15 protein-coding genes and 3 pseudogenes are annotated in these 18,941 nt (G+C 60.7%); 10 read left to right on the top strand and 8 right to left on the bottom strand.

The features are described from left to right. The first annotated feature begins 91 nt into the window (after positions 1-91). From ACFSNN_RS04415 to ACFSNN_RS04400, 4 genes are all read left to right on the top strand, one after another. Positions 92-931, top strand: coding sequence for an ABC transporter permease subunit (locus tag ACFSNN_RS04415; RefSeq protein WP_134466219.1), 840 nt, complete (start codon positions 92-94; stop codon positions 929-931). Next, positions 928-1,674, top strand: coding sequence for an ABC transporter ATP-binding protein (locus ACFSNN_RS04410; RefSeq protein WP_134466218.1), 747 nt, complete (start codon positions 928-930; stop codon positions 1,672-1,674). Before ACFSNN_RS04415 ends, ACFSNN_RS04410 begins: the two co-directional genes overlap by 4 nt. Before the next feature lie 35 nt (positions 1,675-1,709). Continuing rightward, positions 1,710-2,714 carry an NrtA/SsuA/CpmA family ABC transporter substrate-binding protein gene (locus tag ACFSNN_RS04405; protein WP_134466217.1) on the top strand — a complete coding sequence of 335 codons (1,005 nt, stop codon included), beginning with the start codon at positions 1,710-1,712 and terminating at the stop codon, positions 2,712-2,714. Positions 2,715-2,806: 92 nt separating this feature from the next. Then, a complete protein-coding gene (locus ACFSNN_RS04400) occupies positions 2,807-4,048 on the top strand; it encodes an acyl-CoA dehydrogenase family protein (protein ID WP_134466216.1) in 1,242 nt (413 codons plus the stop codon). Between the two features lie 68 nt (positions 4,049-4,116). Here ACFSNN_RS04400 and ACFSNN_RS04395 read toward each other — a convergent pair. Next, a pseudogene (locus tag ACFSNN_RS04395) lies at positions 4,117-5,122 on the bottom strand (LLM class flavin-dependent oxidoreductase). Positions 5,123-5,446: 324 nt separating this feature from the next. Here ACFSNN_RS04395 and ACFSNN_RS04390 point away from each other — a divergent pair. The 4 genes from ACFSNN_RS04390 to ACFSNN_RS04375 all read left to right on the top strand — a co-directional run bounded on the left by ACFSNN_RS04390 (position 5,447) and on the right by ACFSNN_RS04375 (position 8,433). After that, positions 5,447-5,899 carry a helix-turn-helix transcriptional regulator gene (locus ACFSNN_RS04390; protein WP_377689702.1) on the top strand — a complete coding sequence of 151 codons (453 nt, stop codon included), beginning with the start codon at positions 5,447-5,449 and terminating at the stop codon, positions 5,897-5,899. A gap of 2 nt (positions 5,900-5,901) precedes the next feature. After that, positions 5,902-7,233 carry a type II toxin-antitoxin system HipA family toxin gene (locus ACFSNN_RS04385; protein ID WP_134466215.1) on the top strand — a complete coding sequence of 444 codons (1,332 nt, stop codon included), beginning with the start codon at positions 5,902-5,904 and terminating at the stop codon, positions 7,231-7,233. Between the two features lie 559 nt (positions 7,234-7,792). After that, the gene (locus ACFSNN_RS04380) at positions 7,793-8,038 is read left to right on the top strand and encodes an AbrB/MazE/SpoVT family DNA-binding domain-containing protein (RefSeq protein WP_134466214.1); all 246 of its coding nucleotides are present in this window, start codon (positions 7,793-7,795) and stop codon (positions 8,036-8,038) included. Beyond that, positions 8,035-8,433, top strand: a complete 399-nt coding sequence (locus ACFSNN_RS04375; RefSeq protein ID WP_134466213.1) for a PIN domain-containing protein — start codon at positions 8,035-8,037, stop codon at positions 8,431-8,433. Before ACFSNN_RS04380 ends, ACFSNN_RS04375 begins: the two co-directional genes overlap by 4 nt. A gap of 431 nt (positions 8,434-8,864) precedes the next feature. On the opposite strand, the gene ACFSNN_RS04370 is transcribed toward ACFSNN_RS04375, so the two are convergent. From ACFSNN_RS04370 to ACFSNN_RS04350, 5 genes and pseudogenes are all read right to left on the bottom strand, one after another. Next, complete coding sequence (locus ACFSNN_RS04370; RefSeq protein WP_134466212.1) at positions 8,865-10,280, bottom strand: YeiH family protein; 1,416 nt, start codon at positions 10,278-10,280, stop codon at positions 8,865-8,867. Positions 10,281-10,789: 509 nt separating this feature from the next. Then, positions 10,790-11,827 carry an ABC transporter substrate-binding protein gene (locus ACFSNN_RS04365; RefSeq protein WP_244323246.1) on the bottom strand — a complete coding sequence of 346 codons (1,038 nt, stop codon included), beginning with the start codon at positions 11,825-11,827 and terminating at the stop codon, positions 10,790-10,792. Positions 11,828-11,864: 37 nt separating this feature from the next. Further along, positions 11,865-12,512: an ABC transporter ATP-binding protein gene (locus ACFSNN_RS04360; protein ID WP_244323245.1), complete on the bottom strand. Its 648-nt coding sequence runs from the start codon at positions 12,510-12,512 to the stop codon at positions 11,865-11,867. Positions 12,513-12,606: 94 nt separating this feature from the next. Continuing rightward, positions 12,607-13,335, bottom strand: coding sequence for an ABC transporter permease (locus ACFSNN_RS04355; RefSeq protein ID WP_244323244.1), 729 nt, complete (start codon positions 13,333-13,335; stop codon positions 12,607-12,609). Positions 13,336-13,486: 151 nt separating this feature from the next. Further along, a pseudogene (locus ACFSNN_RS04350) lies at positions 13,487-13,894 on the bottom strand (LLM class flavin-dependent oxidoreductase); the annotation flags it as partial. Position 13,895: 1 nt separating this feature from the next. Between ACFSNN_RS04350 and ACFSNN_RS04345 the strand changes: the two are divergent. Continuing rightward, positions 13,896-15,305: pseudogene (locus ACFSNN_RS04345) on the top strand (tripartite tricarboxylate transporter permease); the annotation flags it as partial. A gap of 69 nt (positions 15,306-15,374) precedes the next feature. Here ACFSNN_RS04345 and ACFSNN_RS04340 read toward each other — a convergent pair. Together ACFSNN_RS04340 and ACFSNN_RS04335 are read right to left on the bottom strand one after the other, a co-directional pair. Next, positions 15,375-16,808, bottom strand: a complete 1,434-nt coding sequence (locus tag ACFSNN_RS04340) for an NAD(P)-binding domain-containing protein (RefSeq protein ID WP_134466207.1) — start codon at positions 16,806-16,808, stop codon at positions 15,375-15,377. Positions 16,809-16,811: 3 nt separating this feature from the next. Then, entirely contained in the window at positions 16,812-16,973 is a 162-nt protein-coding gene (locus ACFSNN_RS04335) for a hypothetical protein (RefSeq protein WP_244323243.1), read from the bottom strand. Positions 16,974-17,118: 145 nt separating this feature from the next. Between ACFSNN_RS04335 and ACFSNN_RS04330 the strand changes: the two genes are divergently transcribed. Further along, positions 17,119-18,306, top strand: coding sequence for a tyrosine-type recombinase/integrase (locus tag ACFSNN_RS04330; protein WP_134466206.1), 1,188 nt, complete (start codon positions 17,119-17,121; stop codon positions 18,304-18,306). Positions 18,307-18,941 lie beyond the last annotated feature (635 nt).

Raw genomic sequence — 18,941 nt, 5'->3', positions numbered from 1 at the left:
TCATTGCCACATCAACCGGCCTCTAATAGAAGGCTGGCCTTCGCGATGCGCCGACCTTGAGCATTTTTTTCATGGCTGATATGGAACCGACATGGCCGACGTAACTTCTTCTCGCAGCAGCTATGTCTCTTCGAAATGGCTGCGTTCGGGTGTTTCGAAAGGCGCGCTCTATAGTTGGCTTTCGTGGTTCGTTCCCGTTGTGGTTCTAGTGCTTTGGGAGACCGCCGCGCGTCTTGGATTGATTGCGTCTCAGGTGCTCCCGGCACCGAGCAGTGTCGCCGAAACCTCGCTGGATCTGGCAAGAAATGGCGATCTGTTCGTTCACCTCGGCGTTTCGCTTCTGCGTGCCGTGGCGGGCTTCATAGTCGGCGGAGCGATCGGCCTCGTGCTTGGCATCACGGTCGGCTTCTCGCCGCTGGCGCAGGCGCTTTTCGACCGTCCGATCCAGATGGTGCGCGCCATCCCTTTCCTTGCGATGCTGCCGCTCGTCATCGTCTGGTTCGGCGTGGGCGAGGTGGCGAAAATCTTTCTGGTCGCGCTCGCGGTGTTGTTCCCCATCTATATCAACACCATGTTGGGCATCCGCCAGATCGATCCGAAGCTGATGGAACTCGCCAGGGTCATCGGGCTCGACTGGACCGCGATCGTGCGGCGAATCATTCTGCCAGGAGCAATGCCGTCGATCCTCACGGGCGTACGCTATGCGCTCGCTCATGCCTGGCTCGCGCTCGTGATCGCCGAAACGCTCGCGACGACAAAAGGCATCGGCTTCCTCGCCATGGATGCCCGCGAATTCCTGCAAACCAATGTCATTCTGCTCACCATGATCATCTACGCGATCATCGGCGTCGTGGCCGACGCGCTGGTGCGGTTGCTTGAAACCCGGTTCCTCGCGTGGCACGCGAATTACGCCAAAGGAGCGCAAAAGTGAGCGGAAGCATCGCACTGCCCCGTGATCCTGAAGTTTCGGCGCTTGTCATCGAGGATCGAGCCAGTCCGTCCCAGCTCGGCGTATCCATACGCGGCCTGCGGCGCTGCTACGGCACGCGTGTTGTCATCGATGCGCTGGATCTCGATATACATAAAGGCGAATTCGTCGCCCTGCTAGGTGAAAGCGGCTGCGGGAAGACCACCCTGCTGCGCGCGCTGGCTGGGCTCGATCTGCCTGACGCTGGGCAGATTCGCGCGCCCGAACGCCCTTCCGTCGTGTTTCAGGAGCCTCGCCTGCTGCCTTGGGCAACGTTGTGGGAAAACGTCGCGCTCGGTCATGAAACAACGGTCGGCCGGGCCGGCGCAGCGCGCGCGCTGGCCGAAGTCGGGCTTGCCGGCCGCGAGGGCGACTGGCCGCGCAATCTGTCGGGCGGTCAAGCGCAACGCGTAGCGTTAGCGCGAGCTCTCGTTCGCGACCCCGCCCTTCTGCTGCTGGACGAACCGTTTGCAGCACTCGATGCGCTCACGCGAATCAAGATGCACGGACTCGTCAAGGAACTCGTCGCCAGACATCACCCGGGCGTGCTGCTCGTGACGCATGACGTCGACGAAGCGCTCACTCTCGCCGACAGGATTCTCGTCATGCGCTCGGGGCGTATCGCGGCTTCCTTCCGGCCCAAAAACGGCACGCCACAAGAACTGCGGTCCACGCTGCTCGAAGAACTGGGCGTTCTGTCTCACTGATCGATTTCCTGTATTACTCCAAGGACCTGAAAAGAATGAATGATTCTTCGCTGAGTCGTCGCCAGCTGTTGCGCGCGGCGGGTGGCCTGCTGGCCGGCGCCGCCGCCGGCGGCCTGTTCCCAGCCCGCGCAGCCGAGCCGCGCAAACTGACACGCAACACCGATACGGTGCGCATCGGCTGGGGGTACGGCAGCCTGCCGGACATCGCCAAACAACGCGGCGTATTCGAAAAGACGCTCGCCGCCAAAGGCATCAAGGTCGAATGGATCGGCCCGTTCCCGAACCATGCGCCGTCGATTCAGGCAGTGGTCGGCGGCAGTGCGGACTTCGGCTTCTGGGGATCGACTACGCCCGCATTGGCCGCCATGCTGGCCGGCTCGCCCATCGTCTTCAATGCATTCGATGTCTATTCGCCGCGCTCGACCGCCATCATCGTAAAGAAGTCGAGCGGCATCAATTCGGTCGCCGATCTGGCGGGCCGCAAGGTCGCTATCAATCGCTCGGGGCTCGGCGAATTCCTGCTGATCGCAGCGCTGGAAAAGAACCACGTCGACCGCGAGAAGGTCGAGTTCGTCTATCTGAATCCGCCCGATGCCGCGCCGGCGTTTGCTCAAGGCAAAGTCGACGCCTGGTCGATGTGGTCGCCGGCGGTGGACATCGCGCGTAATTCGAACGATGCCAAGGACATCTTCAACGAGGGACGCGACCTCGATTTTCTGATCGATTACAGCTCGCTGGTGACACGCCGAAAATTTACCGAAGAGAACTCCGAGCTGATTCGCGCGGTGATCGACGCGTACTACGTGGAAGGCGCGTGGCAGTCGACGCATTCCGCCGAAGCCGAGCAACTCGCACAGGGCGAAGCCAGGTACCCGAACCAGGTGCGCGATTATCTGACCAGCCTGAAGCGCGTGAATCAATTCCACGAACCCGACGACGCCGCTTTCATCGCGCAACTTCAGCGGGCAGCCGACTGGCTCGCGGAACGCAAGATCATCCGATCGCGAATCAAGGTCGCGGATTACAGCATTAAGGTTTGATGGGGCACATTTGATGATCGCACAACACATTCATCCGGGCTTCGATGCGAAGGCCCGCAGCCGCAACGAAGCTATCTGTAATCGGTATACGCATGTCTGACGCAACGATCGTCGATAGCGGCCGGCCACGGCTCGTCTCACCATTGTCTGCAACCCTCGGTTTTTCGGCGGCGCTCGCCGATATCGCGTCGACTGCTGCCGAGCGGGAGGTGACGCATCGTCTGCCGCACGATGAGATCGCGAGGCTCAAGGCGCTGGGCTTCGGTGCGCTGCGCCTGCCCGCCGAGGCACGAGGACGAGGTTTGTCGCTAACCGAGCTCTTCGTCGTAGCCCGCGATGTCGCAGCCGCCGATTCCAATATCGCGCATGCTTTTCGCAATCACCTGTGGCAGGTCGAAGCGTCGCTCAGACAGCGAGGCCATCCTTTCCATGCGCATGTTCTCGACCTGACCGGACAGAACAAGACGATCGGCCTCAGCTTTACCGAGACCGACGTGGTGGCGGCCGGCGCCCGTCCGAGCCGCGTGCTGAGCAGACTCGAATGGGACGAGACACGGCATGCCTACGTCGGCTCCGGGGACAAAGTCTATGCCACGGGCAACCTCTACAACGACGCATTTGTCGGCCTCGCTGTGGAAAGCCGTGCCGGCCAGACAGTGCAATACGTGCTCGACCGTGGCGAAGGGGTTAGCGACCACGACGACTGGCAGGGCTTCGGCCAGCGCCTGACAGGCTCAGGCACGGCGACCTTTCGCGCCGTGATCGTGCCTGCCGACCATGTTTATCCGCCGGATCCGCCGAAGGCTGAAGAAACCGCGCCGTGGGGATACACGTTTCATCAGGTCTATCTGAGCAACTGCATCGCCGGCGTCGTGCGGCGGATCGTTCTGGACGCCGTAGAGGTGCTGCGCTCGAGGGGGCGCAACTTCTATCATGGCGAAGCCGCGCATCCTGCCGACGAGCCTGTTCTACAGACATTGCTCGGTCGTATCCGCGCGTATGCGGCCAGCGTCGAGGCGACTGTCGACCGCGCTGTCGGCGCGCTGCAAGGAGCGTGGGACAGTTATGGCACCAGCGACGAGTATGAGACCACGCTGTCCGCTACGCTTTCGGCGGCAGAAGCCAAAGTGGTGATCGACGATCTCGCTCCGCAGATCGCCAGTTGGCTGATCGACCTTGGGTCCGGCTCAGTGGTCTCGCGTGCGGGCGCACTGGACCGGCACTGGCGCAACATCAAGGTGATTGCCTCGCACAATCCGCGACTTTACAAGGAGCGCCTGCTTGGCCAGAACCTGCTCACTGGGCGTCTTCCGCCTACAGGCGCGTTCTTCTGAGCGCAAAGGCCGTCGTCCCTGCTGCCAGGGACGACGTCTCGATGGCCAGCAGCGAGATATTCCCGCGCTCAGTCGGAAAGCAGACGGCGAACGCGCGGCGCGACCTCTTCTGCGAAGCGCTGCATATCGGCCTCGAACGGCTGGAACTGCAGCATGAAGAGTTCAATTCCCGCCCGGTGAAACTCGGCAATACGTCGCGCGACCGTATCGTAATCGCCGACCAGGTTTGCCGCCGTGCCCCCGTTCGAACCGACACGGGGCGACTGTGCAAACGTCTGGATCATCACGACGTTCGGATCGATATTGGCTTTCTGCCGCTCACGCAGCGGCTTGTCCAACTCGGCCAATGCGAACAGATGTTCAAGGTGAGCCTCAGCCTGCGCCTGGGTTTCGCGCGCGATCACGAAAGCCGACAGACCGAAACGCAAAGCGTCCTGCCCGGCGGGGCGAGCGCGAGCGGAGACGTCGGCGATCAGACGCGCGCCGGCTCCGACTCACCGCCCACATAGATGCGCGGACGTGCGCGAAACGGATCGGCGGGACGCAGCTGATATTCGTCGATGCGGAAGTTGTCGCCGTGTCGCCGTGATGATTCACCACTTCGCCGCGCAACAGCGCATCGACGACCGTGATCCATTCACGCCCATACACATAGCGTTCATCGTGCTCCGGAAAACCGATGCCGGCGCGCTCCAGCTCCGGACGATTCCACGCGTTCACCAGGTTGATCGCAAAGCGCCCGCCACTAATGTGCTCGATCTGTTGAGCCATCTTGGCGAGTACGACCGGGTGATAGAGATAGGGCTTGATGGCCGCGATGATCTCGATGCGCGATGTGAGTGCCGCCAATGCAGCCGACGCCGTCCATGCCTCGAGCTGGTCGAGCGAGGCGTCATGCGGATTGACCGTATGCTGGGCGACGAGCACCGAGTCGTAGCCGAGGCGCTGGGCCTCGAGCACGAGCGCTTTGTTGCGCTCCCATGAGGCGTCGTAAGGTTCCGCGGGATCCTGCAGCGCCGCGCGGCTGCCATGCACGAGCGCCCAGATACCGAAGCGTGGAGATTTGGCTGACATCGATTTGATACGCGGGAAGAGGCACGTGAAGGGACGCCCATGCTACCGCTACCCGTGTGCCTTGCCTTCCAATTTCTATCGATATGCAATTGCCAGAATGGCATTAACGCCCCTCGGATCGGTGTGTCGGCGAAGGCACACGCGCCGCCTATTGTCAACGACTAACCTGACTCGGCCGGCGCGCAACGGATGATACGATTTAACAGGGTATTTCCTGTATTTTCTATTTACAGATTAGTCTTTGTATTTGCCGAATACAGGATATATACTGTATTTTCCATTTACAGTCTCATTGCTGTTTTTCCCGGCTATCCGAGGTCGACCGTGGGCTACCCCGTTAAAACCCCTCACCAGTTGCGGCCCATTCTTGTAGGCTTCCGCAAGGCCGCCGGATTTACGCAGGCGCAGCTGGCGAGCCGCCTGGGGATCACCCAGCAGACCTACGCCCAGCTCGAGGCAAAGCCCGAATCCGCGAGCATGGACCGCTTATTCCAGGTTTTGAGGGTGCTCAAGGTCGATATCGTTCTGACTCAGTTGTTGACCCCGGCAGATCTCGAAGACCGCCCATCCGCGAGTCTGCGGACAGCGGAAGCGCCGGCCGCGGCGAAGCAGAGCGTGACAAAAAACCGCGTGACTTCTACGGCAGCCAAAACGGCCGGCACCCGGAAAGCCGTCGCCGCACCAGCGCGTGCTAGCACGCAAGGCACACCGAAGCCGCTCGCACGGAAGCGGGCGGCTTCAACGGCTGCTACCCCCAAGAAGCGCGAGGACTGGTAGCAATGGGCCGCCGCGCACACGACAAAAGCCTGAATCTCTGGATAAACGGGTTGCCCGTTGGCACATGGGAGACGACCCGCGACGGGGAAAAACTCACTTACTTCGAAGACTGGATCGCAGACGAACAAGGACGTCCCCTGTCGCTCTCGCTGCCGTTTACGCCCGGCAATCAGCCCTTTCGCGGCAAGGTGGTCTCGGACTATTTCGACAACCTTCTACCCGATAGCCGGGCTATCCGCGAGCGCATCGCAAGGCGCTACAAAACTGGCGGCACCTCCCCTTTCGAGCTGCTGGCCAGGCTTGGCCGGGACTGCGTAGGTGCTATCCAGCTGCTACCTCCGGATGAAACGCCGGTGGATCTCGAGCAGATCAGGGGGCGCCCCCTCAACGAGGCGGAGATCGCGCGGCTACTGCGGGAGACAACGGCCCCGCCGGTCTTGGGCCAGCATGAGCCCATCGACGACCTGCGCCTGTCCATTGCCGGCGCGCAGGAAAAGACCGCGCTTCTGTGGCACGACGACCGGTGGGCCATTCCGGAAGGCAGTACCCCGACCACGCATATCCTGAAGCTCCCTCTCGGGCTCGTCGGCAACATGCGCGCCGACATGCGCACGTCGGTGGAAAACGAGTGGCTGTGCTCGAAAATCATCGCCGCGTATGGTTTGCCCATCGCCAATTGCGACATCGCAAGCTTCGAGGACCAGAAAGTACTTGTCGTCGAGCGATTCGATCGCCGGCATGCGAGCGACGGTTCATGGATCCTGCGGCTTCCCCAGGAGGACATGTGCCAGGCGACCGGCACATCCGCAGCGGACAAATATGAGTCGGATGGCGGCCCCGGCATCCAGAAAGTCATGGAAGTTCTGGCTGGTTCGGAGCGCTCCGCGATCGATCAGCGCCATTTCTTCATGACGCAGATCGTCTTCTGGATGCTCGCAGCCACCGACGGGCACGCGAAAAATTTCAGCATCGCCCACCTGAAGTCCAACCGCTATGAGGCCACGCCGATCTATGACGTTATCTCCACGCACCCGATCATTGGAAACGGACCGAACCTGCTTTCCGCATGCCGGGTGAAACTGGCAATGGCGGTACGGGGCAACAACGCCCACTATCTGATCAATGAGATCCGGCGACGCCACTGGGTTGCGCAAGGGCAACGAGTCACGCTAGCCCCCGCTGATGTCGAGCAGATGATCACGACGCTAACGAACATGACGGAGGATGTCGTCGCGGAGGTTGAAGCGCAGTTGCCGGCCGCTTTTCCCAACGATGTGTCGGACAGGATCTTTGAGGGCTTGCGGCAACAAAGCTCGAAACTTGCTGCCCAATAGACCGGTTGAACGCGGCGCGTACCTGCGCCAGCCCGACTACGGCATCGGAAAATTCTTCTCGAACAGAACCAAGACCTGCCGAGCGATTGACGACTAGTTGGCGTACCGACTCGTGGCGCCGCATAGCATCATGAGCTCCCGGGCCGCGTATCGTGGGCTAGACCAGCACGGGCCGCTCTTCAAGGCGAGCGACGGAAAGTCGTTCACTTTTTGTGCGACGCGTAACGGGCAGCGGCACAGTCATCTACTCGTGCGAAACGTTGACGAAGATTGTGCCGCGACTGCAACAGCAGACCGGGATTGAAGGCGGGAACGCGTTCGCTGCGCGACGCACATCTTCCGTGCGGATGCATCGCGGCGGTCGCCCGCTGATGCTCATTCACGAATTGTTTGGAGTTTCCCCACTGTCTGCAGTTAAGAATCTTGCCAAGGGTGATCCGGTGCGCCTGTCCGCGATTGTGAGTCGTGTGCTTCGAGGGCGACGAGTTGTGGCCGGCGCCATTTCGCTCATGCATTTTCCGACTCCTTACCTTAAAGTAAGGCGAAATTGGAGGGCACTATGACAGCAGCAACGATCACGTCGAAGGGCCTGGCCACGATCCCGGTGGACGTACGCAACCATCTCGGCCTGGAATCTGGCGACCGGCTCGAATTCAGCTTCAACGAGGAGACGGGTCGGTATGAAGTCTATCCGGCTACTCGTCTGCTCGCGTTGCTCAAGGGCATCGTGAAGAAGCCTGCCAAACCGGTTTCGATTGAGGACATGAATCACGCCGTCGCCGAGCAGGGGACATCGGCGCGATGATCGGACTGGATGCAAACGTTTTGGTCCGCTACTTCGCGCAGGATGACGTGGTGCAGTCGAGGAAGGCGACAGCGCTCATGGATTCGTTTTGCGCCGAGCGGCCGGACTATGTTTCGCAGATTGCCCTGGTCGAGGTGATGTGGGTGCTTGGGCGCGGCTACGGCGTCGAGCGACAGCAGATTAAGGACATTATCGAATCCATGCTTGGCACGAAGGAGCTGGTTCTCGAAGGTGCGGACTCGGTGCGAAAGGCACTTCGCATCTTTGCGGCATCAGACAAGGCGGATTTCGCGAACTGCCTGATCGAGCGGTTGGGCCATGTCGCAGAGTGCGAGTACACGGCGACTTTCGACGTGACGGCATCGAACGTCGCTGGAATGCAGTTAATCAAGTAATCACGGCGCGCGCCGATAACCGGGAAAACGGCGGGGAGCCTGATTGCGTACGAAAAGCAGCTCAACGCGATCCCCGATGGCATCCGGCTGGTGGGCGATAGCTATAAGGGGCATTGTCTCGACTCTTGCGGTCACTGTCGGCTTCCTCGCAATGCCGCGGCCTTGGGATGCATGTGACTCACTACAGATGGGCTATGCGACGCACAGGCATCGCGAGGCGACACAAACCGGTCGAATCGGCTGCATAGCCGGCTCTCGCCTAAAGTTGCACCGTATGCCGAACTCAACGACGTGAGTCCCGGGATATTCGCTTCGATTTCGTCGCGATCACCCGAAAAATACGCGCAATCTTCGCACGTCCCGCAAGGCTGTTGCGTTCGCATATCGCTTCCCATAGTCCAACGCTCGCTGCGCTTTAAGGGATGAACGCGTCACTGGGCAAAATTGGACCAGTACGGCGCGAAAACATGAACCGATAGCACGTAACCGATCGCCACGTTCACAACCACGCCGGCCGTGAAAGCGACCAGCGGCCTCAGACCCGTGGCGGTCAGCGAAGCGAACCGCGTCGTCAGCCCGATGCTCAGAAAGCAGAACGTGAATGCCCAGGTGCGCAGCGCAACGATCGGAGCAACGAATGCAGGCGTCACGACGCGTCGGTAATCGGCCAGTGTGTAGTGCGACGAAATCCACGTCACAAGCACCGAAGCAACGACGAATCCAATCACGAACTTCGGGAAGCGCACCCAAATTTCCCTCGCGCGCGTTTCCGTGCGCAATTCTTCGCCGGCTTCACGATCCCAACGCGTGGTCGCGACGATGGCCAGCACGAATGCCCAGATACCGATCCAGATGTCACGCCCTACTACTTTCATGAGCGCAAACGCCTGCAGGGAAGCTTCCGGAGCGCCTGCCACTGCACCACCCGCGTGGCGCGCGAAATCGCCATATGCCTGAGCCGCGGCGATCCCGGCGGCATCGGCGAATTCGGACGTACCGATCCACGCGCCGGCAACGCCAGTGGGAAGTCCAAGCAGGCGCGACACGCCCGGCAGTGCAAAGACCATCACGATCGCCCATATCACAACCAGCGTGATAGCGACCGACGCCTGTTCGCGTTTGGCCCGCACAGCGCCAGCAATAGCGATGGCCGCCGACACACCGCACACGGCGCCGCCCACGCCTAGTACCGCCGCGAAGCGTTTGTCGATCGCAAGCGCCCGTGCGGCAAAGTAAATCACGAAGAATGTGACGAGCGACACGATCGTGGCCTGCCCGATCGCGACCGGGCCGCCCCATGCAATCAGCGTGAGCGGCAGCGTGGCGCCGAGCAGCACGATCCCCACCTTGATATACAGTTCGACGCGCAGCGCCGGGGCGAGCCACTCCGGCACGCCAATCGCGTTTGAAATGATCAGTCCGAGTGCAAGCGCGATAAGCGGCGGCTCAAGGTTATATGTGCTTGCCTGCGCCCACGCGCCAGCAGAAAAAATCAACGCCGAGAGGATGAATACGGCGACGAATCCGAACAGAAAGTGGCCGATCTGCTGACCCAGTGCGCCGATTGCTACCGAAAACACAATGGCGAATGCGATGAAAAGTGAAACGTAGCCACTCGCATGTTTAGCAACGTCCACGCCAAGCTGCGCGGGCTGAGCCCATTTCGCCGGCGCGACTGTTAGCCACTTGATGCTCGTGCCCGATGCGAACAGCCCGTAAGCGACGGCGATCGCAAAAAGACCGATTGCAACAGCCCACCAGTCTTCGCTTCCGATCAACCTGCGCTTTTCATGCGAGCCCACGTTCGCATTCGCAGCCACGCTGCGCGTCGCTGGAGTATTGCTCATCACATTCCCCTTTAGTTGCGGTTGATCGCGAGGAACTGCGCGTATTTTTTGTAAGGCGACGTGTTTCTTGCGCGCAGCGATCCATCTGACGCCAGCTTTTCATGCAAACGTCAATAATCCAGTATGCGATTGCTCTTTCCAAACGGGAAATGACGAATTCATCTTTGCATATTGCCTGAGAAAATGAACCCGTCGGGACGGGCCGGGACAAAACGTTGCCACCGGCGATCAGTCGCTCACGCCGGCCACAGCGCGCAGAATCACGGGCTGCCCGCCGCGCAGCGACACTGCGCCGAACACCGGGCGCGCGGGGCAGAACGTTCGTCACGCGCCGCTCAATGCGCGCGGCTCAGTAAGTCGTCAAGAGGCAGCTGGCATGTGCCACGCACGCAGAAAGAACCCCGCTGCCAAGGCAACGGGCTGAACGTCTTCGATATCATTCGCAAGCAACTCTTCGCGAGCGCGATCATTCTGATTGATCCTCCGCCCACCGAGATTGCGATGGAGTATCAGCCCTTGGTCTTGATGGGCCAGATAGCCTTCTGCTCTGCGTTGAACCGCGGGTCGTATTCGACATCCACTTTCACTTTCTTGCGAATTGCGTGGCCGTCGTACAGGATGTCGGCGATTTTCTGCTCCTGACCGAGCAGGCCGGCATCGAATTTGACGAAGCTGCCGCTGCGTACCTCGTATTCGAATGCGGCACGGTCGTCGGAAATCTTCAGCGTGTCCTTGAGCACGCTCACCACCTCCTCTTTGTGCGCGTCATGCCACGCCCAGTAGCCCGACAAACGCGAGAAGAAATCCCGGAACGCCGCGACCTTGGCCGGGTCTTTCAGGTCTGCGGCTGTCGTGGTCCATACGTTGAGTGCAGGAATCTGAGTGTCCCGATCAACCAGCAGGATATGGCCGGCACCCGACTTGATCGTCGGCAGGATAGGCCCGAGCGCGCCCGAGTAGACTTCCACCTCGCCCGCATTAAACCCGGCCGCGGAGGTCGCGCCGTCGGCGAATTTGATGGGCTGGATGTCCTTTTCAGTGACATCGGCTTTGACGAGCGTGGCGAGGTACTGTGAATGGTTGTAGCCGCCATAGTTATAGCCGACTTTACGCCCCTTGATTTCCTGAACGTTGCTGATGTTGGCACTCGTGCGCACTGCGGTCACAACCGGCGGATACTCCTTCGAATAGAAATTTCGCCAGCCCGCGACGATGCGCAACGGCGTCGAGTCCTTCGTCCATTCCGTGCGGGCATTAGCCTGTTCAATCGCGAGGGATGTATCGCCCATATGACCGAGATCGATCTTGCCGGCATAGAGCGCGGAGAGATTGGCGGCGGGCCCTGTCAGCAGCACCCATTCGATCTGGTAAGGCGCCCCATTGACCACGCCTGATTTGCGGATCAACGCTGGAAACGCCGGGTCCTGATATGCAATAACCAGCTTGGTGTTTTTCAGGTCAGGCTGGCTTTGGGCCGCGGCCGTGCCGGACAGGGTGAGCGAACCGGCCGCAAGAAGTACGGCAACGCCGGCGCATAACGATTTCATCAGCGACATAAATACCTTGAGTGGATGATTGAACAAATCAGGTCAGACTGAGCGAGAACTGTTTGAGCAGGTCCCGCTTGAGCGCATTGAATTCCGGCGACGTCACATCACGCTCGCGGGGTAGATCCACCCGCGTTTCATGGCAGATCCTGCCTTTGGAGAGGATCACGATCCGGTCGGCCAGAATCAGCGCTTCGTCCAGATCGTGCGTCACGATAACGAGACCGAACCTGTACTTGGCCCACAGTTTCAACACCAGGCTTTGAGTGCTGCGGCGCGTGAAAGCGTCGAGTGCGCTAAACGGTTCGTCGAGCAGCATGAGGTCCGGGCGGCGATAAAGTGCCCGCGCAACGGCAACGCGCTGCGCCTGTCCGCCGGAAAGACTGACAGGCCAGCTTTCCAGCTTGTCTTCGAGCCCCACGTCGTGCAACGCCACGCGTGCGCGGTCTTTGGCATTGGGCTTGTGCACCTCATCCAGCAGAACGTTCTTCCAGACGCGGAGCGCCTGAATCAGCCTCGGCTCCTGAAACACGACAGAGGTATTCTCCGACACATCGGTCCTGCCGCCCGAAACCGCTTCGAGCCCGGCAAGCAGGCGCAGCACCGTGGTCTTGCCCGTGCCGGACGGGCCGACCAGAGCAACGGCCTCCCCTTTCCTTACCGTGAAATCGACGTTGTCGAGCACCGTGTTGTCGCCATAGCGTTTCCTGACGCCGGATAGTCTCGCCACGACGGGCGCTGAATCGTGATCGAACTCGGCTTGGGGCTTATAAGCGACTTCAGACATGGGTGCCTTTCCAGACCAGAGCCTTGCGCTCGATAAGACGCAAAAGCGCGTCCACGCCGATACCGAGCACCGCATAAACGAGTATTCCCGCGATGATGATGTCGGTCCGCTGGAATTGATTCGCGTTGTTCAGAATGAAGCCGATACCCGCGCTTGCATTGATCTGCTCCGCCGCCACGAGAGCCAGCAGCGAGATGGCCGCGGAATAACGCACGCCGACGAGAATGCCCGGCAGTGCCGTGGGCAGAATGATGAGCCGTATCTGATGCCCGCGCGTCAGACGGAACGTACGGCCGAGTTCCAGCAGTTTTGGATCGATACCACGTATGGCGTGATAGGTGCTGAGGTACATCGGCGAAATCGCCGCGCCGACGATCAGCGCGACTTTGGACAATTCGCCGATTCCGAACCAGACGACGAAAATCGGTACGAGCGCAATGAATGGGATCGTTCGCAGCATCTGCAGCACGGTGTCGAAGCCGCGTTCGGCTGATTTGCTCAGGCCGGCGGCGACTCCCAACAGCAGCCCCGCACCGCCGCCGATCAGCAACCCCAGCGCCGCGCGGGCAAGCGATATTTTGAGCGCATCCTGCAAGTCGCCCGACTGCCACAGTTCGCGGTAGGCGGCCAGCACCGAGGCCGGCGCCGGCAGCACGAACTCACTGACTACACCCAGCGAAGAAGCCAATTGCCATAGCGCGATCAGCAGAACTGGAGTCACGGCGCGCAGAAGCGGTTCCCGCAGCGTATCGAGCCGCGACGGGAGGCGCTGCGGGCGTCGCCGTCAAGGTGGACTCTCTTGTAGACATACGATTCCTGAAAGAATGAAATTGAACAGGCATCCGAAATATGTGTCTCAGCCGCCATGAGCCTCAAACGATTGCATCCGAAGCGGTTGTTGCAACGTCTATTCCGGCCTCGGCATAGCGGCTGGGCGGACGCGGAAGGCCGAAGTGCTCGCGCAACGTCGTGCCTTCATAGTCGCGCCGGAAAATGCCCTTGCGCTGCAACAGCGGCACGACGTGATCGACGAAGTCCGCAAGGCCGGAGGGAAACGCGTCGGCGTTGAGGTTGAAGCCATCCGCGGCGCGACCGGCGAACCAATGCTCGATGTCGTCTGCAATGGTTTCGGGGGTTCCCACAATCATCCTGTGTGCGCCAGGATTGCGGTCGAGCAACTCGCGAACCGTCAGGTTTTCACTTCGAGCCAGTCGGACCGTGGAGTGGATGAATCCCTGCGAAACATTGGACCCACTACCCTTGTCGATCAGGTCGTAGGGGCTGTTGCCGCTGACCTACACGATGCAACCCATTCCCGCCATCCTGATGCTGGCCGGGATTTTCTACGGGTCGCAATACGGCGGTGCGATCGGCGCGATTCTTCTGAACCTGCCATGTCATCCGCCGCACGCGGTGACCTGTCTCGACGGCTATCCGATGACACGCCAGGGCAAAGGCGGCACCGCGCTCGGCATCACGATGATCGCATCGTTTTTCGCGGCGTCCTTCGGCATTATCGTGATGATTTTCGCGTCTCCGTTGCTCGTGCGCGTCGCGTTCAAATTCGGACCAGCGGAGATTTTCTCGATCATGCTGCTGGGGCTGCTGTGCGGCGCCACGCTCACGAAAGGCTCGCCGCTCAAAGGCATTGCGATGACGATCGTCGGGCTGCTGATCGGCACCGTAGGCACCGATGTCAACACGGGCATCGTGCGCTTCTCTTTCGGTTTGTCCGCGCTGACCGACAAGGTCGAACTGGTCGCGCTGGCGCTCGGTCTCTTCTGCGTCACCGAGTTTCTGCGCGGCGTGAACCGTACGGAAACCGTGGGCAGCAATGTTCGTTTGAGTCTGCGCGACATGCGCCCAAGCCGTGCGGAATTGCGCCAGTCATTTCCGCCGATGCTGCGCGGCACGCTGATCGGCACGCTATTCGGCGCCATGCCGGGCACCGGGCCCACCATCACGACCTTCGTCGCTTATGCGCTGGAGCAGAAACTCGCGAAGCGGCCAGAACGCTTCGGCCGTGGCGCGCTAGAAGGCGTGGCCGCACCGGAAGCGGCGTCGCACTCCAAAACGCAGGTCGATTTCATTCCGACCATGAGCCTCGGTATTCCCGGCGATGCGGTGATGGCGCTGATCCTCGGTGCGCTCGTGATCCAGGGTATTCAGCCGGGGCCGCGCCTCGTCGCCGAACATGCGGACCTGTTCTGGGGGCTCATCGCCAGCTTCTGGGTCGGCAATGTGCTGCTCGCGGTACTGAACGTGCCGTTGATCGGCATCTGGGTGAAACTGCTGCGCGTGCCTTATCGTTTTCTGTATCCGTCGGCGCTGTTCTTCATTGCGCTCGGCGTGTACAGCACGAATAACAGTCTGTTCGAAGTGGGCGAAGTGCTTGCCTTCGGCATCGCGGGCGCGCTGCTTGTGGCGCTCGATTTTCCGGTTGCGCCAATTTTGCTCGGCTATGTGCTCGGGCCGATGGTCGAAGAAAACTTCCGGCGCTCGATGCTGCTCGCGCGCGGCAATCTGGCCTCGCTGTTTCAAAGCCCGATCAGCGCGACAGTGCTGGGGGCGTGTCTGCTGCTGGTGACCGTCCAAATGTTCTTGTGGGCGCGTGGCGCTCTGGGTGCTGGCGGCAAGACGCGAACTTCAAAGGCCACGCGGCTTGCGTCTGCGCACGAACGGCAGTCTTAATGGTTGTATAGGCCGCAGAAGCGGGCGTTGAAGACGCCCGCTTCTCCCCTTAATTCATCAACAACGGCATCATGCGTTCCACGCTTCACGCTGCCACACACTCGACGCATACGCGGTTTCGTCGAAATCAGCGGGCACATCCGCAGCGATCCGGGCCGCATGCGCATCGAGATCGGCGAGAAACAGATCGCGGCTTATGCGCCGGACCACCGCGGGAATATCGCGCTTCATGCTCGGCACATCGCCCACCGGCACGCCGGCGCTGACGAAACCCGCCGGATTGTATACGTGAATGTCTTTCAGATGCGGCGCCTGTCCCGGCGATTTCTCCAGATACTCCAGCGCTGCGCCGAGGTACGGATGCGCGCCGAGCCCTTCGTCGGCATCGCCGGCAGGTGGCGTGTATTGGTCGCGCCACAGCCGGATCTGCGACGCGAAATCCGCAAGCTCCGGCCGTACCGATGGATCAATGAAATAGCCCGTGCCTGCAATCGCAAAGTCGAACTCGAATGTCTCGCCCGATACTTGCGCGGCGATACGCCCTTCCGCTTCACGCGCAGATTCCCATCGCGCGCCCGTATGCAAATGGAAGTTCGGGAACCGTGTGACGCGCTGAAGCGAGTCCAGCGGCGCGGTCGATCCCGAGCGCTTGAAGCGAAGCGCCTGCGCCCAACGCAGCGCGTCGGGCAGATCGAAGTAGTTGTCGTAGGCGCCGGGGTAGGCGCGCGCACGCGAGACCGGCACGGCCGCCAGGGTCGCGCGACGCACGAACAGATGCACGTCGGCCGCGCCCGCTTCGAGCGCGGTTGCGGCGGCATCGAATGCTGACGCCGCGCCGCCGAGCACCGCGACTGACTTGCCACGCAACGTGGCAAAGTCGATGTCGTGCGACGTATGCGCCACCAATGCCGCCGGCAGCGGCGCCAGCACGCGTGGCACAAACGCGCCGCCATTGCCTGCGACGCCGTTGCACAGCAGCACCTTGCGCGCCGTCTCGACGCGCGCCTCGCCATTCACTTCGAGATGCAGGCGGAAATGCGTGCCGAGCGGCTCGATTCTCACGAGCCGCGTACCGTAACGAATCGGAACGTCGAGAAACTCCCGATACCACGCCAGATATTGCGCCCACTGTTCGCGCGGAATGCGATCTATCTCGCGATACGATGCCGCGCCGAAACGCGCTTCGTGCCACGCCTGTAAGCTGAGCCCTGGCAAACCACCTTCAGGCCCGACCAGCGACTTCGGCGTGCGCAGCTTGTTCATACGCGCGCGCGTCAGCCACACGCCGGCCTTCGAGGCGTCATCGGCCGCATCGATCACGCTGACCCGGCCGATGCCGGCCCGCCGCAGCGCAAACGCGAACGCACAGCCGGTCTGCCCACCGCCGACGATGAACACGTTGTGATCGATACCCGGCTGGTCCGGAACCCAGTTTTCGGGTGCGGGGCCGAGCAGTTCAAGGGTGCGGCGCGCTTCGGCGTCAGGATGAGTCGTCTGTGTCATCGATCAGTTTTCCTTGTTCGCGGCATATTGCCGATGCAGTTCGAGCAACCGTTGCGAAGGCGGCATGTGCCACTTGTTGCCTTCGTCGAGCAAAAAGCCCGTGCGGTGCCAGTCCTTGACAATCCCGTCGAAGGCGGCGGCGGTGTCCGTCAAGATTGAATGCATCGGTGTTCATCGGTGATCGCTGGAATTCGCGGCATCCCTTGCCAGCATTGGCTTGCCGACCGATGCGTCGACGTTTGCTATCAGTTGAACTTGGATGAACTTGGGTACAATCAGACTTTAATTTGATAGTCATTTTGTAGTCAAAATGCCAAGAGCCATAAACAAACTTAGCCAACTAACGGTCGCCAAGACAACCAAGCCGGGGCTGTATGCCGACGGCGGCAACCTTTATCTCCAGATCACGTCCGCGGGTGTCAAGTCGTGGCTCTTCCGTTACATGCGCAAGGGTAAACCGCGAGGCATGGGACTCGGTCCCGTTCACACTATTGGTTTGGCAGAAGCCCGCGCTCTTGCTTTGACCTGCCGCCGTCAATTGCTGGACGACATTGATCCTATTGACGCCCGCGAAGCCAAGCGTAAGGCAGAGACAACCGCTGCAGCCGACGAGATAAGCTTCCAGCACTGTGCCGAGAAGTATATCGAGGCGCACCGGACCGGGTGGAAAAACGCCAAGCACGCAGACCAGTGGACCAACACGTTGACCACGTATGCTTACCCGATCTTCGATTCGCGCTCCGTCGCCGCCATCGACACCACGCTCGTCATGAAGGTGCTGGAACCGATCTGGGCGACAAAAACCGAAACAGCTTCGCGCCTTCGCGGCCGAATCGAGTCGGTACTCGACTGGGCAACTGTGCGCGGCTATCGCACCGGAGAAAATCCGGCGCGTCTCAAGGGTCATCTCGATACGCTGCTACCGAAACGTTCCCGCGTCCAGAAGGTGACACATCATCCGGCACTGCCGTATGCCGACTTGTCCGCATTCATGCCGAAGCTGCGCGCGCAGGAAGGCACCGCCGCACGCGCCCTCGAAGTTCTCATTCTGACCGCCACCCGAACTAATGAAGTGATCGGAGCCACATGGTCCGAGTTCGATCTGGACGAGGGCGTCTGGACCATCCCCGCCGAGCGCATGAAGATGAGAAAGGAGCATCGCGTTCCGCGGTCCGCCCGAGCAATCGCTCTCGTCAAGATGCAGCAGGAAGTGAAGCGGGGCGATTACGTCTTTCCGGGGAGGCGTGATAAGAGCCCGTTGTCCAACATGGCAATGCTGCAACTGCTGGAACGCATGAAACGCGACGACATTACGGTCCACGGCTTTCGCTCGACGTTCCGCGACTGGGCGGGCGAAACGACCCACTACCCGCGCGAAGTCTGCGAGGCCGCTCTCGCTCACGGGATCAAGGACAAGGCCGAAGCGGCGTACGCCCGTGGCGACCTCTTCGTAAAGCGGGCGGCATTGATGCAAGACTGGGCAAATTTCTGCGCTTGAGGGCGTCGCGGAAGTTCAAGTAAGTTTAGGCGGGTCTAAAAAGCTACGAAGACCCGCGAGAATAATTTGTCTGCTAAAGTAGCAACTCGTAGACCGGTAGGTCGACTACCAAAATGTTCTGGGATCGGAGCCGTAAGCCGCCTGGAGCCGGGAAATCGACCGCCGATAATCTGCGAATAGGCTAATCAACCGAATCGGAGTCGTCTTCCGCCAAGGGGCCGACAGTTGAACGCCCGCCACAAATGGTGAGTGGGGTTTGCCTGTATCTGTTTATGTTTGCGCGTCCAGCGCCACACGCTTTGCAAATCTGCACAAGCGTGTGTAACAGATTGGGTAAGCCCTTCTGCGTCTGGACGTTGCGCATAAATTCATGCCAACCCAATGCCAGCGCACAAATGAACTCACGTCATAAGAACCCCATCCCGTCGCCAGTGAGCGACGCCCTGTCGGGAAGCTCTCCGGCCATTGCTGTTTCGCCGCCGGGCTCACAGGCTGCGGCTTGCCAGCACGTCGAATCCGACGCGCCGGTCGCAGCGCACATCCACTCCAACACGCATAACGCAACCGCGCCCGCTATCCAGTCGGACCTGAACAATCTTCGAAGGCTTTCAGGGTGAGGCTTTGAGGTCGAAATG

This window comes from Paraburkholderia dipogonis, from assembly GCF_042680985.1.
In the GTDB taxonomy this organism is placed as follows: Bacteria; Pseudomonadota; Gammaproteobacteria; order Burkholderiales; family Burkholderiaceae; genus Paraburkholderia; species Paraburkholderia phytofirmans.
This window is presented reverse-complemented; position numbering and strand designations above follow the sequence as displayed.